A 13,719-nucleotide genomic window follows, 5' to 3' on the forward strand; every position below is an offset into this window, starting at 1 on the left:
TGCGGTTAATGGGGCAGGTTTGCGACGAACGTGGCTCCGCGCTAAATTTTCTCAATCAGGTTCCACAACCTGATCGCGAAATGTTCGATCGATGGTCTTATATGTGTCGTCGCGATGGGATGTCGACGGCAGCGACGAGGCGCGCGACCGAAGAGCGCAACCGGAACGGACCGCGAGGCGCGACCAAGAGCATGAAATCATTTGACGATCGTTGATCGCCGCGATCGCGGTCGAAACCGGCGATGCGCCTGCGGGCAATCACAATGTCGCCGCGTCAAAGGCCGGGACTTGGTACGGTGTTCCCGCCTCGAACCAGATATTCCACCAGACGCAGCATGCACACACTAAATCTGCTGCTTTCGATCGATCAGTTTTCTTGTCGCGCATAACAGGTTAAACCGGGCAGCATGGATCGCGGTGTCTTCTGCATTGATCATAGAATGTTTCGATCCGTTTCGAACATCGAGGCCGCGCAGACCTGAGCGCTCGGACCGCCTGGCAATGTGGCGAACGAATCAACGCCAATATCCGATCATGGAAGATATTCGCCTCGACCGCGGGCGAACGCGACAACGCTGTTCTAATTCAAAATGAGTGGTAGTGATGCGTTCGGCTTCAGCAGAAGCAGCGAAATGCATTCGCGCTCCTATCTCACATGCGCCTGCACGATTTGCCGCGCGGACAGCGGATTCGACCAGCCGCCATAAGCATCGCTAATTCGCAACGCGCGTGACGATCGCGCGCTATTCGATTTGGCGGCTTGTCGTCGGCCGTCTTGCCGCCATTGGCGAGGCAGTTGTTGCAATAGGTTGCGCAAATCCTTCGCCGCGTCCCTCTGCCGCCGGAAGCAGGATTGCCCGACTGTCGCGACCGAAACGCCCTCGCGATCCAAGCATTCAGGCGCGTGCGACCTGGGCATCGATCGCGTGCACTGGAACGATTGCGCTGGACATGATCGCCGCTGACGCGAACGCAAAACCATCGATAACTCTCGTTGCCGCACTCCGTTCCACGCCGAGCCCGGTTTTTCACGAGCTGGAATTCGCAAACGGCGCACTACGTCCGATCGACGTCGTGGTAAGCACGATACCAGGCGACAAATTCGGCAATGCCGTCCTCGATCCGCGTCTGCGGCCGAAAGCCGATCTCACGCTCCAGATCGGAAACGTCGGCCGACGTCTCCAGGACATCCCCAGGTTGCATTGGCAACAACTGCTTTTCGGCCTGCCGGCCGAAGCCCTGCTCGAGCAGTGCCACTACGTGCACCAGTTCTTCCGGCCTGGAGTTGCCGATGTTATAGATGCGCCACGGCGCCTTGCTCGAACCCGGATCGGGATGCGCTCCCGACCAGTTGACGTCGCCCTCGGGCGCGCGGCCGATCAGCCGCACCATCGCCTCGACCACGTCATCGACATAGGTAAAGTCGCGCCGCATGTTGCCGTTGTTGAACAGCTGGATCGGCTTCCCGCTTGTGATCGCATCCGCAAACGCATAGAGCGCCATGTCCGGCCGATACCATGTCCCGTACACGGTGAAGAACCGCAGCCCTGTCGTCGGGATGCGGTAGAGGTGGCTATAGGAGTGAGCGAGCAGCTCGTTGGCCTTCTTGGTAGCCGCATACAGGCTGACCGGATGATCGACGTTGTCGTGGACCGAGAACGGCAGCTTGGTGTTGGCGCCGTAGACTGATGATGACGACGCAAACAGCAGGTGCCGGCACGCAGTACGCCGGCAGCCCTCGAGGACGTTGAGGAAGCCCTCGAGATTGGAATCTATGTAGGCGTGCGGATTCTGCAAGGAGTAGCGCACGCCGGCTTGCGCCGCGAGATGCACCACGACCTCGAAGCGATAGCGCTCGAACAGCGCCTTCATCCTGGCACGGTCGGCGAGGTCGAGCTCCAGGAAGGTGAAGCCACGGTGCTGCTTGAGCAGATCGAGCCGCGCGCGCTTGAGCGCGGGATCATAATACTGGTTGAGATTGTCGATGCCGATGACCGGCTGCCCTGCCCGCAGCAAATGCTCCGCCAGATGGAAGCCGATAAAGCCGGCGCAGCCCGTGACGAGTAGATTGCCTGCGATCACCACGTTTTGCCTGTGCCTTTCGCTGCGCCGGACCGGCCGCACACGCCGTCGGGAGCGGGCCGCAGCCTCTGGCTTCGCGTTGCGGCCGCGGGGCGCGTCAGTTGCTGGCGGCCGGAGGTTTGTAGTCCGGAAAGCGGCTCAGGACCGCGGCCTTCATGAACTTGAAGTGCGCAATCTCGGTCGCCAACTCCTTCAGCCGACGCTGGCCGTTGGAGATCTCGGCGTCAAACAGGTCTTGATGATAGTTGTCAAGCGCCTCACGCTCCAGATATTCGTCGGTGCCGTTTCCCAGCGTCACCGCCGCGCGGGCCAGAACATCGTCGACACGGCGGCCAAGGCCGGATTGCTCGCTCTCGGCTGCTTGCAACGCGGCCTCAATCGCGGCCATGATCGATCCGATCCGGGCGCGATCGGTCTCGGCATCGCGCTCGGCCGAACGCGCCTTGAAACCTTCCTCGCCACGCCGCGACCTGATCAGGTCATGCGCGCGAGCCCGCAAAAACAGCTGAAACATCTGTCAGTATCCGGTTCGGGCCCACTCAGGCAGTATCGCTCAAAATCGCCCGGTCTTAGTTAAAAAATGGTGAATTGCCGCCTTGCCCGGCCCTCAGGTCGGCCTTCCACTTGATCCAGGCCTTGTCGTGCTTGTCATAGAGCTCGAGCCAGCGCCCCTCGACGGCCGACGGCATCAGTTCCGCACCCGAGACTTCGCCGCCCAGCACCGGTAGCGAGGTGTCCAGTCCTTCGAATTCCGAGGTCTCTTCGAGCGTGAGACCGACCAGCACGCGCCGTCCACTGACATCGACGACATACCGCCTTGGCGAATGCCCCCTGAGATCACTCATGCGTGCAGGTTCCCTCGCGATGCGCAGGCCAGCGGCTGCACCCGGCCGGCACGCGAACCTGGCCCGGCTGCCGCATTGAAGACAAGATGACCGATTGCATGTCGCCCGCCAATCCCAACTCACGACACTGTCGCGCTACCTCTGTCGAGCTAGCCCGCTAGAATGCGCGGCGCATGTGGCCGAATGCGGTAACCGGCTGCTCCCGTTTCGACGGTCTGGCGGCTGACGGCGCCACATACGGCGCATAGATCCGGTATTGCGCGCGACGCTTGCGCGAGCGCCACGCGCGCGCGGCGAAACCGGAGAAGAAGCCGGCAACGAACGCCGCCGCAAGGATGAGTACAGGAGAAAGCATCACATTCGCCCATGTTAGACTCGATGTTATTAACATTCGAAGTTGTGACGACATCATGATTGCGTGCGCCGAAAGAATATTCAGCCACGGGAATTTTTTGTGCAATCGAACGGCGCAACAATAACCAGGCGCCCACATCGGTTGTTCTCGAGAGCGAGGCGCCTCAGGAGAACCACCACAGCATGAATCTCAGGAACATCGAGCTGAGCAGATAAATCCACCCTGCCATCGCCAGCAGCGTCAGTCCGACGAACGCACCTGAAACGCTTCTCTCCTTGAGGCGCGCCAGCAGCGAGTGCTTTTCTTCTTGCGGATAGAACATCTCAAGCTCAAGATGTATCTGATTCAAATCAGCTAGCAGCCAATTTCGATGATCTCATGACGGGTCACGGCAGCTACGCGCCCCGCACGTCACATGTCTCCGCTGCAAGATCTCGTGAAGGCGCGGGCCGTCGCAGAGACACGTCTCGCCATAAAAGTCTTGGCGCGGGAAATTCAGCTCGACAGGGTCAGCGATCAACTCCCGCGATCGAGGAGTCCGTGCGCCGGAAATTTCTCTTGCATGAAATTCTTGCATGAAATTCGATTTGCGCCGCGGATCGCGCGTCGCGCACCGAGCCGCTCGTCGAGCCCGGCACAGCCATGCTGGCACACGCAGGGTGGCCCTGGCGAAGCGCAGCCGTGAACCACCGCATGTCACCAGGCGCGTGCCCGCCGCATCTCAGTCCAACGATCAAGACCTCGCATGCGGAAAGACCCCCGCTCGCAGCGTTACACCCGGAAGAAGGCAAACCAGACAATTCCGAGGATCAAGACTGCAAGTCCAAGGGAGGCCGTGAGCAGCGCGAGAACCGAAGGTCCGGGTTCGGCCTGGCGCGCCTCGGTCGGGGTTTCGATGATCTGACCGTGTCGTTCAGTTGCCATGGTGACCTCATTGCTTAAGTGCCTGAAACTCCGGCGATTGCCGCTCCCCTTCGCAAGGCCAACGCGTGATCCGAAGCGATGTTCCGAGCGGTCCGGCGGCCTTCCGCCAGCGCGTCAAACGCGCGCAGCCCGAAGCTACGGTTAACGCCGTTGCGAGATTCACCGCGCCGCGTTGTTTCAAACCGGGGTTCCCGGTGTTATCCTTCACGTTCCGTCGGTTGCGTAATCGGAGTTTTGCCTATGGCCCCCCGCGCCAACTGGAAAGGCTTTTTGCGCCTTTCGCTCGTGACTTGCCCGGTTGCCCTGTACCCGGCGACGTCGGACACCGAGAAGGTCTCCTTCAACCAGATCAACCGCAAGACCGGCCACCGGATCAAATACGCCAAGGTCGACGCGGAGACCGGTGAGGAAGTCGCCGCCGACGACATCATGAAGGGCTACAAGGTCGACACCGACACTTATATCGAGGTCACCAAGGAAGAGCTCGACGACATCGCGCTGGATTCGACCCGCACCATCGAGATCGACGAATTCGTGCCGCGCAGCGAGATCGACAGCCGCTATCTGATCCGCCCCTATTATCTCGTTCCCGACGGCAAGGTCGGTCACGATGCCTTCGCGGTGATCCGCGAGACCATCCGCAGCATGGACAAGGTCGCGATCGGCCGCGTCGTGCTGACCAACCGCGAGCACATCATCGCGCTCGAGCCGCTCGACAACGGGCTGATGGGCACGCTGCTGCGCTACCCGTATGAGGTGCGCAGCGAGAAGGAATATTTCGACGATATCCAGGATGTGAAGATCACCAAGGATATGCTCGATCTCGCCAAGCACATCGTCGAGCAGAAATCCGCCGAGTTCGATCCGGAGGAGTTCGAGGATCGCTACGAGCAGGCGCTGATCGATTTGATCAACCAGAAGCGCAACGGCATCAAGATCGCCAAGCCCGCGGCGAAGGCGAGCGGCAATGTCATCAACCTGATGGACGCGCTGAAGAAGAGCCTCGCCAACGAGAAGCAGGCCGCGCCCGCCAAGGCGGAAGCAAAGGCGGCGAAAGGCAAGAAGCCGAAGAAGCGCATCGAGGGCCAGCGCGAGATGCTGCTGCCGATCTCGGGCAGCGGCAAGCGCGAGCCCAAGGAGGCCGTCAAGCCCGAGCCGAAGAAGGCCGAGAAGGCAACGCGCGCACAAGGCAGCGCGGCGCGCAAGAAGGCGGGTTGAGGTCGCGGCGCTGCCGCAGGGCGCCGACTACATCTTGAAACTATGGGAGGACGCCCGGCGGGAGGTGCGCTGGCAGATCGCGGCCGAGCATCTGATCAACGCGGCAGAACCAGGTGCCGGCTGGCTGATGTTCGCGCATCGCGATGCTTCGCGCGCCGAATGGAGACGGCGGAGGAAACTGAATCCGAAAGTGAAGCGTGTGTCCGGCGATGCTACTTGAATGCCGAACTGACGGCAGTGAATTGGCCGCTCACAGTGGTGCCGATGCCTTTGACGCCGGCGACGATCACAATGCTGATGCCGCCGGCAATGATGGCGTATTCGATCGCCGTCGCGCCGACGTCATCACGCAGAAATCTTGCAAGCAACGCGCGCATGGAAAGCTCCTGTCCGACGCCCGCGGCCCTTTTCTCCCGCGCCGTAGTAATATGCCAGCAAAACTAGGCCACATTGGTTGACGGCCCATTGACGGACAGGATGAACGGTCGCTTAAAGGTTGCAGAGAAACTCGCTGCTAGTTCTGCCTGCATCCGGATCTCGCCCCGCGAGGCGGCAGGCCGCGATTGGGCGTAAACGCACATCAGGACTACCCGATCCGGCCCCGGCGGCGCTTTACCGGTTGGCGGAATCCTGTTCCTTTATCGGACAGGACGACAACGAGGCCGGACCGAACCGGCCGCATCCAAAGGGAGTGACCGTCATGAAGCTCGGCACCGCGATCGCGGAAATCATGAAGCGCGAGGGGATCGAGATCCTCACGGGCTACCCGGTCAACCATTTGATCGAATACGCAGCCGCCGCCGACATCCGCCCGGTGATGGTGCGCCAGGAGCGCATCGGCGTGCACATGGCGGATGCGATCTCCCGCGTCACCTCGGGCGAGAAGATCGGTGCGTTCTGCATGCAGCACGGACCGGGCGCCGAGAACGCGATGGGCGGCGTCGCGCAATGCTACGGCGAATCCGTACCCGTGCTGGTGTTGCCGATGGGCTATGCGCGGCGGCTCGCCAATATCGACCCGAACTTCAATTCGAGCCAGGCGATGAAGGCGTTTTCCAAATCATCGGAGCCGATCAACATCGCAGCCGAGGTCTGCAACATCTTTCGGCGCGCGTTTACAAAACTGAAGAACGGCCGCGGCGGCCCGGTCATCGTCGAAATCCCCGCCGACATGTGGAACGAGGACGTGCCGGAGCCGCTGAACTACACGCCGGTGCTGCGCACCCGCTACGGCGCCGACCCCGTTCATGTGAAGGAAGCCGCCGCCCTGCTCGTTGGCGCCAAGCGCCCGGTGATCTATGCCGGCCAGGGCGTGCATTACGCAAAGGCCTGGCCGCAGCTCAAGCGCCTCGCCGAGCGGCTCGCGATCCCCGTCACCACCAGCCTCGGCGGCAAGTCGTCATTTCCGGAGACACATCCGCTGTCGCTCGGCTCCGGCGGCCTTGCCGCGTCGCGCGCGGTGCCGAAATTCCTCGGCGAAGCGGACGTGATCTTCGGCATCGGCTGCTCGTTCACCGAAACCTCGTTCGGCATCGCGATGCCGAAGGGCAAGACCATCATCCATTCGACGCTCGATCCGAACCACATCAACAAGGATGTCGAAGCCAAAATCGGGCTGGTCGGCGACGCCGGCCTGGTCCTCGACGCGCTGCTGGAGGAGGTCGGCAAGATCGTGACCTCCGATCGCAACGCCAGCGCGGTCGCGGAAGAGATCGCCGCGTCCCACAAGGAGTGGCTCGCCAAGTGGATGCCGAAGCTGACGCATAACGATGCGCCGCTCAATCCCTACCGCGTGCTGTGGGACCTGCAGCACACCGTCGACATTCACAACACCATCATCACCCACGACGCCGGCAGCCCGCGCGACCAGCTCTCGCCGTTCTGGAAGTCGGTCGAGCCGCTGTCCTATATCGGCTGGGGCAAGACCACCCAGCTCGGCTACGGTCTCGGCCTTGCGATGGGCGCCAAGCTCGCCAAGCCTGACAAGCTCTGCATCAATGTCTGGGGCGACGCCGCGATCGGATTCACGGGGATGGATTTCGAGACCGCGGTGCGTGAGCGGATTCCGATCATGTCGATCCTGCTCAACAATTTCTCGATGGCGATCGAGTTGAAGGTGATGCCGATCTCGACCGAGAAATATCGTTCGACCGACATCTCCGGCGACTACGCCGCGATGGCCCGCGCCTTCGGCGGCTTTGGCGAACGGGTGACCAAGCCTGAGGACATCATCCCCGCGATCAAGCGCGGCATCCAGAAGACCAGGGAAGGCGTGCCGGTGTTGCTGGAATTCATCACCAGCAAGGAGACCGAGGTGTCGCGGCCGGGGACGTGAGGGCACCTCACGCGCCCTCGCCCACTTGATTTGACCTCGCCTGCGCAGGCAAGCTCCCTCCGACCCGAGATCGGAGGGAGAGATGGCGCGCATCCTGGTGCTGGGGGCCGGCTTCGCCGGTCTGTGGGCGGCGCTCGGTGCGGCCCGTAAGCGCGACGAGATCGGCGCGCGGGCGGCGAACACCGAGATCCTGGTCGTCGATCGCAACGCCTATCACAGCATCCGGGTGCGCAATTACGAGGTCGATCTCGGCGATGTCGCGCTGCCGCTGCAAGGCCTGCTCGATCCGGTCGGTGTCAGGCACGTGGTGGCCGAGGTCGCGGCCATCGACCCGGCAAAGCGCGAGGTCGTCGTCAGGACAGGCTCCGGCGCTGGCACGCTGACCTACGACCGGCTGGTGCTGACCACCGGCAGCGAACTGGTCCGCCCTCCCGTCCCGGGCCTGGCCGCGCATGGCTTCGACGTCGACACCTTCGAGGCGGCGATGCGGCTCGACGCGCATCTGGCGGCGCTCGGCAAGCAACTGCCGTCGCAGGCGCGTTCGACGGTCGCGGTCGTCGGAGCAGGGTTCACCGGGATCGAGGTTGCGGCCGAGATGCCGGCCAAGCTCGCCCATGCCGGCATTAGCGGCGATCACCGCGTCATCCTGATCGATCCCAATCCGGCGGTCGGCGCGACGTTCGGCGCACATGGCCGTCCGGTCATCGAGGAGGCGCTGGCCGCGCTCGGCGTCGAGTCGCGGCTGAACGTCAGGGTCAGCGCCGTCGGCGCCGACAGCATCACACTCGACAGCGGCGAGATCATTCCGGCCGCCACCGTGGTGTGGTGCGGCGGTATGCGCGCGAGCCCGCTTGCCGCTCTGCTGCCGGTCAAGCACGACGCGCTCGGCCGCATCGCCGTGGATCAATACATGCGCGCTGAGGGCCTCGATGGCGTGTTCGCTGCGGGCGACGTTGCGACCTGCCTGATCGATGGCGAGCATCCGACCGTGATGTCGTGCCAGTTCGCGCGGCCGATGGGCCGCTTCGCCGGACACAATGTGGTCGCGGATCTGTTCGGCGAGCCCCTGCTGCCGCTCGACATCGACTGGTACGTGACGGTGCTCGACCTCGGCGCTTGGGGCGCGCTCTACACCACCGGCTGGGACCGTGAGGTGCACACGTCGGGCGCTGCTGCCAAGCTCACCAAGCAGACCATCAACCAGCAGCGCATCTATCCGCCGCGTGACGGCGACCGCGCCGCACTGCTCGCGGCGGCTGCGCCGACGATCCAGACGGCGCCGCCGACGCGCAAATAGCAGCAGGGGCGGTCACCGCGCGACCGCCCCTGCTCATCTCGCGATCGCTCGCGCGTCGCTTACTGCGACAGCTTCACGAAATCCGGAAACTTCAGCTTCCCTTCCGCGATCGCCTTCGGCCAGACCGTGATCTGCTTGCCGCTTTGCCACTGGAACACAAGGCCGGTGACGGCGCCCGGGCCGGACTTAATGCCGTGGGTGAACTCGTCGTTCTTGCCGTAGAACTGGATCTTGCCGATCGTGCCCTCGAAATCGGTCTTCTCGAGCTCGGCGACCATCTTGTCGGGATCGGTCGAGCCGGCGCGCTGGATCGCTTCCGCGATGATGTAGACCTCGTCATAGGCGGTGTAGCCGGTGTAGGCCGGCGGCGTGCCGAACTTGGCCTTGAAGGCGGCCGCGAACGGCTTCGTCTTCGGCGTCACGGCGACGTCGGGCGTCGCCACCGCGAGCGAGGGCACGCCTTCGGCCGCGCCGTTGGTGTCGCCCCAGAACGTCGGGCTCAGCGCCTGCGCGCTGATGCCGAACATCGGGACCGGCACCTGCTGGTTCTTCCACTGCACGGTCGGCTGCACGCCGACATGGGAGATGCCGGTGACGATCACGTCGGGCTTGGCGGCTTCCATCTTGTTGAAGATCGGCGTGAAGTCCGTGGTGTCCGGCGAGAAGCGGATGTGCTCGACCACCTTCAGGCCGGCCTTGGGCAGGCACGCCTCGTAGCCGACGTCGAGCGGCTTGGTCCAGGCCGCGTCCTCGCTCATGATCGCAACCGACTTGAACTTGAGCTGGTCGACCAAGAGCTCCTTGGCCGCGTCGCAGACGAGCTGCGCCTGTGCTGCCGAGGTCAGGTAGCCGTGGAAGGTGTACTTGTTCTTCTCATAGTCGTTGTGGATGGCCTTGGTGATCTCGTTCGAGGCGGCGCCGGGCGTGATCAGCGGCATCTTCAGCCGCGAGGCCCAGGGCTCGAGCGCCAGCACGACCTCGCTGATGTAGCTCGCGATCACGGCCGAAACCTTGTCCTCGCTCACCGCGCGCTGGAACGCGCGCACGGAATCGGCCGACGAACTCTTGTTGTCGTAGGTGACGATCTCGATCTTGCGGCCCATCACGCCGCCCTTGGCGTTGATCTCGTCGGCCGCGATCTGCGCGCCGCCGGGGGTTGCCGCGCCAGCAATCGACTGCACCTCGGCGATGACGCCGATCTTGATCGGATCGTTCGACTGCGCATAGGCCGGCGCCGCGAGGCACAGCGCGAGCGCAGTCGCCAACAGGCTCGTACGGGTCGTGGTTGAATAGCGTGACATGATGATCTCCCTTGCATTGCTTTCTTGTTTTTGAATCTTCGAACGTCAGAGAAAGTCCTTGCCGGCCTCCGCGGCGAACCGGCCCGGATCGCCCTCCCAGACGATCCGCGCGTGCTCCAGCACGTAGACGCGGTCGGCATGCGGAAGCGCAAACGTCACGTTCTGCTCGCCGAGCAGCACCGTGATCTTGGTGGTCTGGCGCAGCTTCTCCAGCGCCTTCGACAACAATTCGAGGATGACGGGCGCAAGGCCCAGCGTCGGCTCGTCCAGAATCAGGATCTGCGGCTGCATCATCAGCGCGCGACCGATCGCCAGCATCTGCTGCTCGCCGCCGGACAGCGTCTGCGCCATCTGGCCCTGCCGCTCCTTCAGGATCGGGAACAGTTCGAACAGCCAGGCGAGCTGCTTGGCCCGCGCCGCGTCGTCGAGATGCTGGCCGCCGAGATCGAGGTTTTCCCGCACCGTCATCTCGCCGAACAATTCGCGCGATTCCGGGCACTGCACGAGGCCGGAGCGGGCGATCTTCGCCGGCCCGGTGCCGCGCAGCCTCTCGCCGCCACGCAGGATCTCGCCGGTGTAGGGCAAGAAGCCCGAGATGGTGTTGAACAGCGTGGTCTTGCCGGCGCCATTCAGCCCGACGATCGAGACGAACTCGCCCTCGTGGACGTGGATCGAGACGTTCTCCAGCGCCTGCGCCTTGCCGTAGTGCACGCTGACATTCTCGACCTGCAGCAGCGGCACCTTGTCCTTGAACGAGGTCTCGGGCCGCGCGTGGGTCTCGATCGCGCCGCCGAGATAGACCCGCCGCACGGTCTCGTTCTTCATCACATCCTCGGCGCGGCCGGTCGTGATCTCCTCGCCGAGATACATCGCAAGCACGCGATCGACCAGCGCCGCCACGCTCTTCACGTTGTGGTCGACCAGCATCACCGCGCGGCCCTCGTCGCGGAAGCTGCGGATCAATGCGGAGAATATGCCGACCTCGGCGCTGGTGAGGCCGGCAAAGGGCTCATCGACCAGCACCACTTTTGGGTCACGTGCGATGGCTTTCGCGAGCTCCAGCCGGCGCAGATCGGCGAACGGCAAGGTCGGCGGACGGCGGTCCATCACCGCGCCGAGGCCAACGCGCTCGGCAATCCATCTGGCGCGCTCGGTCAATGCCTTATCGGGAAACAGCATGAACAGGCTGTCGGGCAGCAGCGCGACCATGATGTTTTCCAGCACGGTCTGCCGGTTCAGCGGCCGCGAGTGCTGGAACACCATGCCAAAGCCCTTGCGGGCGATCTTGTGCGCCGGCAGCCCGGCGACGTTCTCGCCCTCGAACAGCACCTCGCCCGCGGTCGGGCGCTCGATGCCCATCACGCTCTTCATCGCGGTCGACTTGCCCGAGCCGTTCGGCCCGATCAGGCCGAGTATCTCGCCGGGATGCAGATCGAACGAGAGGTTCTTCACCGCGGTCAGGCCGCCGAATCTCTTGGTCAGTCCACGAACGGTGAGCGTTGCAGTGGTCACAGTCTGATCCATTTAGGAGCGCGCCTCGCGTGACAGGGCCGCTCCGAGGAAACCGCCGGGGAAGAACAGGACGACGAGCAGCGCCACCGCCGAGACGATGAAGGTGGCAAGCTCGCCGGTCGGGCGCAGGAACTCGCCGGCCACGATCAGGAAGATCGCGCCTAGCGCCGCGCCCAGCACCGTGCGCCGGCCGCCGAGCACGGCGGACACGATCACGTTGACGCCGACCGCGACGTCGACCACGGTGCCGACCGAGGCGGTGCCGAAGTAGAACACCAGGAGCGCTCCCGACAGCCCCGAGAAGAAGGCGCTGACGATGAAGGCCGCGAGCTTGTGCTTGACGATGTTGAAGCCGAGCGCGCCGGCCTGTACCGGGTCCTGCCCGCTGGCCTGCAGCACCAGGCCGACCGGCGATTGCGACAGCCCGTACAGGATCGCGGCGCTCACCGTCATGAAGCCGAGCGCGATCCAGTAGTTGGCGCCGGCATTGATGGTGATGACGTCAGGGATGGTGAGCCCGATCTCGCCGCCGGTCAGATCAGCGAACACCACGACGAAGTTCTGCAGCATCAGCACCGCAACCAGCGTGGTCAGGCCAAAATACGGTCCCCTCACCCGCAACGCCGGCAACGCCAGCACGAAGCCCGCGACCACCGACGCCAGCGCGCCGAGCAGGATGCAGACATAGACCGACCAGCCGTACTGGTTGTTGAGGATGCCGGCCGTGTAGGCGCCGGTGCCGATCAGGAAGGTCGGCCCGAAATTGACCTCGCCGGCGAAGCCGAACAAGAGGTCCCAGGCCATCGCGAACACGCCGAAATAGAACGCGACGGTGAGCAGCCCGAGGATGTAGCCGGAGACATAGAGCGGCAACGTCGCGGCAACCACCACGCAGACCAGCGAAATGAGGAAAAGGCGCGAGGTGAAGAAGCTCGTCATCTCAGCGCCTCCCCAAGAGGCCCTGGGGCCGGATGTACATCACGAACACCAAAAGCAGCAGCGCCGGAATGGTGCGGTAGGCCGGCGAGATCATGTAGGCGGTGATCGTTTCGAGATAACCGACCACGAAGGCCGCGATCAGCGAGCCGGAGACGCTGCCGAGGCCGCCGAGCACCACGATCGAGAACGCGCTCGCGGTCAGCGGCCCGACGCTGTAGGAGCTGACGCCGAGGAACATGCCGAGCAGCACGCCGGCGATGCCGGCCAGGATGCCATAGATGCCCCACACCACGATGTAGATCTGGGTGAGCTCGAGCCCGAGCAAGGTGACGCCGCGGGGGTTCATCGAGGCCGCCAGCACCGCCTTGCCGGTGCGGGTGCGGTTCACCAGCAGCCACAGCAGGCCGATCACGAGGCAGCACACCAGCGCGGTGAAGATGTTGTTGCGCGGCGTGCGGTTGCCGAAGATGTCGACGACGCCTTCGACGATCGGCAGCACCGTCTTGGCGTTGTTGGTGAAGAAATACGCGATCAGCTCCTGGATCATGATGCCCCAGAGCAAGGTGCCGGTGAGGACGAAGATTTCCTTCTCCTCGTTGGGGATCCGCCTCGAATTCTGGATCGGCTTCACCACCGCAAAATAGGTTGCGAACGCCATGATCAGCGCCACGCCGACACCGAACAGCGCGCCGGTGTAGATGTCGAGGTGCAGCACGCTGGCCGCGGCCCAGGCCGCGACCGCCGCAGCCACCATGATGGCACCGTGGGAGAGGTTGAGAACGCCGGAGACACCGAAGATCAGGGTGAAGCCGGTGGCGCCGAGCGCATAGAGCGCACTGATGGCGAAGCCATCGATCAGGATTTGTAAGGCAAGCATCTCGAATCGGCCGCGGCAGCAAAGCTGCCTGTTG

At 63.6% G+C, this 13,719-nt stretch carries 15 protein-coding genes; 4 read left to right on the forward strand and 11 right to left on the reverse strand.

The features are described 5' to 3' along the window. Positions 1–1,056: 1,056 nt before the first annotated feature. From ACVISU_RS06810 to ACVISU_RS06835, 6 genes are all read right to left on the reverse strand, one after another. Positions 1,057–2,085, reverse strand: a complete 1,029-nt coding sequence (locus ACVISU_RS06810; RefSeq protein WP_456706416.1) for an NAD-dependent epimerase — start codon at positions 2,083–2,085, stop codon at positions 1,057–1,059. A 94-nt stretch (positions 2,086–2,179) separates the two neighbouring features. After that, positions 2,180–2,596, reverse strand: coding sequence for a hypothetical protein (locus ACVISU_RS06815; RefSeq protein WP_050404969.1), 417 nt, complete (start codon positions 2,594–2,596; stop codon positions 2,180–2,182). A gap of 55 nt (positions 2,597–2,651) precedes the next feature. Continuing rightward, positions 2,652–2,927, reverse strand: a complete 276-nt coding sequence (locus ACVISU_RS06820; protein ID WP_456706417.1) for a hypothetical protein — start codon at positions 2,925–2,927, stop codon at positions 2,652–2,654. Positions 2,928–3,084: 157 nt separating this feature from the next. After that, complete coding sequence (locus ACVISU_RS06825; RefSeq protein ID WP_050404971.1) at positions 3,085–3,282, reverse strand: hypothetical protein; 198 nt, start codon at positions 3,280–3,282, stop codon at positions 3,085–3,087. 163 nt (positions 3,283–3,445) lie between these two features. Further along, positions 3,446–3,604: a hypothetical protein gene (locus tag ACVISU_RS06830; RefSeq protein ID WP_172803494.1), complete on the reverse strand. Its 159-nt coding sequence runs from the start codon at positions 3,602–3,604 to the stop codon at positions 3,446–3,448. A gap of 449 nt (positions 3,605–4,053) precedes the next feature. Next, complete coding sequence (locus ACVISU_RS06835) at positions 4,054–4,206, reverse strand: hypothetical protein (protein ID WP_456706418.1); 153 nt, start codon at positions 4,204–4,206, stop codon at positions 4,054–4,056. A gap of 240 nt (positions 4,207–4,446) precedes the next feature. Between ACVISU_RS06835 and ku the strand changes: the two genes are divergently transcribed. Both ku and ACVISU_RS06845 read left to right on the forward strand, forming a co-directional pair. Beyond that, a complete protein-coding gene (gene ku / locus ACVISU_RS06840) occupies positions 4,447–5,424 on the forward strand; it encodes a non-homologous end joining protein Ku (protein WP_050404972.1) in 978 nt (325 codons plus the stop codon). 64 nt (positions 5,425–5,488) lie between these two features. Next, complete coding sequence (locus tag ACVISU_RS06845) at positions 5,489–5,644, forward strand: hypothetical protein (protein WP_456706419.1); 156 nt, start codon at positions 5,489–5,491, stop codon at positions 5,642–5,644. On the opposite strand, the gene ACVISU_RS06850 is transcribed toward ACVISU_RS06845, so the two are convergent. Next, entirely contained in the window at positions 5,637–5,801 is a 165-nt protein-coding gene (locus ACVISU_RS06850) for a Flp family type IVb pilin (RefSeq protein ID WP_050404973.1), read from the reverse strand. The two genes, ACVISU_RS06845 and ACVISU_RS06850, sit on opposite strands and share 8 nt — an antisense overlap. Positions 5,802–6,064: 263 nt before the next feature. Between ACVISU_RS06850 and ACVISU_RS06855 the strand changes: the two genes are divergently transcribed. Together ACVISU_RS06855 and ACVISU_RS06860 are read left to right on the forward strand one after the other, a co-directional pair. After that, positions 6,065–7,759 carry a thiamine pyrophosphate-requiring protein gene (locus tag ACVISU_RS06855; RefSeq protein WP_456710773.1) on the forward strand — a complete coding sequence of 565 codons (1,695 nt, stop codon included), beginning with the start codon at positions 6,065–6,067 and terminating at the stop codon, positions 7,757–7,759. Positions 7,760–7,841: 82 nt separating this feature from the next. Then, positions 7,842–9,056, forward strand: coding sequence for an NAD(P)/FAD-dependent oxidoreductase (locus ACVISU_RS06860; protein ID WP_456706420.1), 1,215 nt, complete (start codon positions 7,842–7,844; stop codon positions 9,054–9,056). Between the two features lie 59 nt (positions 9,057–9,115). Here ACVISU_RS06860 and ACVISU_RS06865 read toward each other — a convergent pair whose 3' ends face one another. From ACVISU_RS06865 to ACVISU_RS06880, 4 genes are read right to left on the reverse strand one after another with little or no spacing between them, the layout of a single operon-like run. After that, positions 9,116–10,357 (reverse strand): ABC transporter substrate-binding protein, encoded by a 1,242-nt coding sequence (locus ACVISU_RS06865; RefSeq protein WP_050404974.1) that lies wholly within the window; start codon positions 10,355–10,357, stop codon positions 9,116–9,118. A 45-nt stretch (positions 10,358–10,402) separates the two neighbouring features. Beyond that, entirely contained in the window at positions 10,403–11,881 is a 1,479-nt protein-coding gene (locus ACVISU_RS06870) for an ATP-binding cassette domain-containing protein (protein WP_456706421.1), read from the reverse strand. After that, entirely contained in the window at positions 11,882–12,808 is a 927-nt protein-coding gene (locus ACVISU_RS06875; protein WP_456706422.1) for a branched-chain amino acid ABC transporter permease, read from the reverse strand. It lies immediately after the preceding gene. A 1-nt stretch (position 12,809) separates the two neighbouring features. Then, entirely contained in the window at positions 12,810–13,685 is an 876-nt protein-coding gene (locus ACVISU_RS06880; protein ID WP_050404977.1) for a branched-chain amino acid ABC transporter permease, read from the reverse strand. Positions 13,686–13,719 lie beyond the last annotated feature (34 nt).

It is taken from the genome of Bradyrhizobium sp. USDA 4452, assembly GCF_054063575.1.

Bases quoted from the DNA above. Each gene is read 5' to 3' on its own strand.
- ACVISU_RS06815 (WP_050404969.1), bottom strand. From the start codon at position 2,596: ATGTTTCAGCTGTTTTTGCGGGCTCGCGCGCATGACCTGATCAGGTCG.
- ACVISU_RS06820 (WP_456706417.1), bottom strand. From the start codon at position 2,927: ATGAGTGATCTCAGGGGGCATTCGCCAAGGCGGTATGTCGTCGATGTC.
- ACVISU_RS06825 (WP_050404971.1), bottom strand. From the start codon at position 3,282: ATGCTTTCTCCTGTACTCATCCTTGCGGCGGCGTTCGTTGCCGGCTTC.
- ACVISU_RS06830 (WP_172803494.1), bottom strand. From the start codon at position 3,604: ATGTTCTATCCGCAAGAAGAAAAGCACTCGCTGCTGGCGCGCCTCAAG.
- ACVISU_RS06835 (WP_456706418.1), bottom strand. From the start codon at position 4,206: ATGGCAACTGAACGACACGGTCAGATCATCGAAACCCCGACCGAGGCG.
- ku (WP_050404972.1), top strand. From the start codon at position 4,447: ATGGCCCCCCGCGCCAACTGGAAAGGCTTTTTGCGCCTTTCGCTCGTG.
- ACVISU_RS06850 (WP_050404973.1), bottom strand. From the start codon at position 5,801: ATGCGCGCGTTGCTTGCAAGATTTCTGCGTGATGACGTCGGCGCGACG.
- ACVISU_RS06860 (WP_456706420.1), top strand. From the start codon at position 7,842: ATGGCGCGCATCCTGGTGCTGGGGGCCGGCTTCGCCGGTCTGTGGGCG.
- ACVISU_RS06865 (WP_050404974.1), bottom strand. From the start codon at position 10,357: ATGTCACGCTATTCAACCACGACCCGTACGAGCCTGTTGGCGACTGCG.
- ACVISU_RS06870 (WP_456706421.1), bottom strand. From the start codon at position 11,881: ATGGATCAGACTGTGACCACTGCAACGCTCACCGTTCGTGGACTGACC.
- ACVISU_RS06875 (WP_456706422.1), bottom strand. From the start codon at position 12,808: ATGACGAGCTTCTTCACCTCGCGCCTTTTCCTCATTTCGCTGGTCTGC.
- ACVISU_RS06880 (WP_050404977.1), bottom strand. From the start codon at position 13,685: ATGCTTGCCTTACAAATCCTGATCGATGGCTTCGCCATCAGTGCGCTC.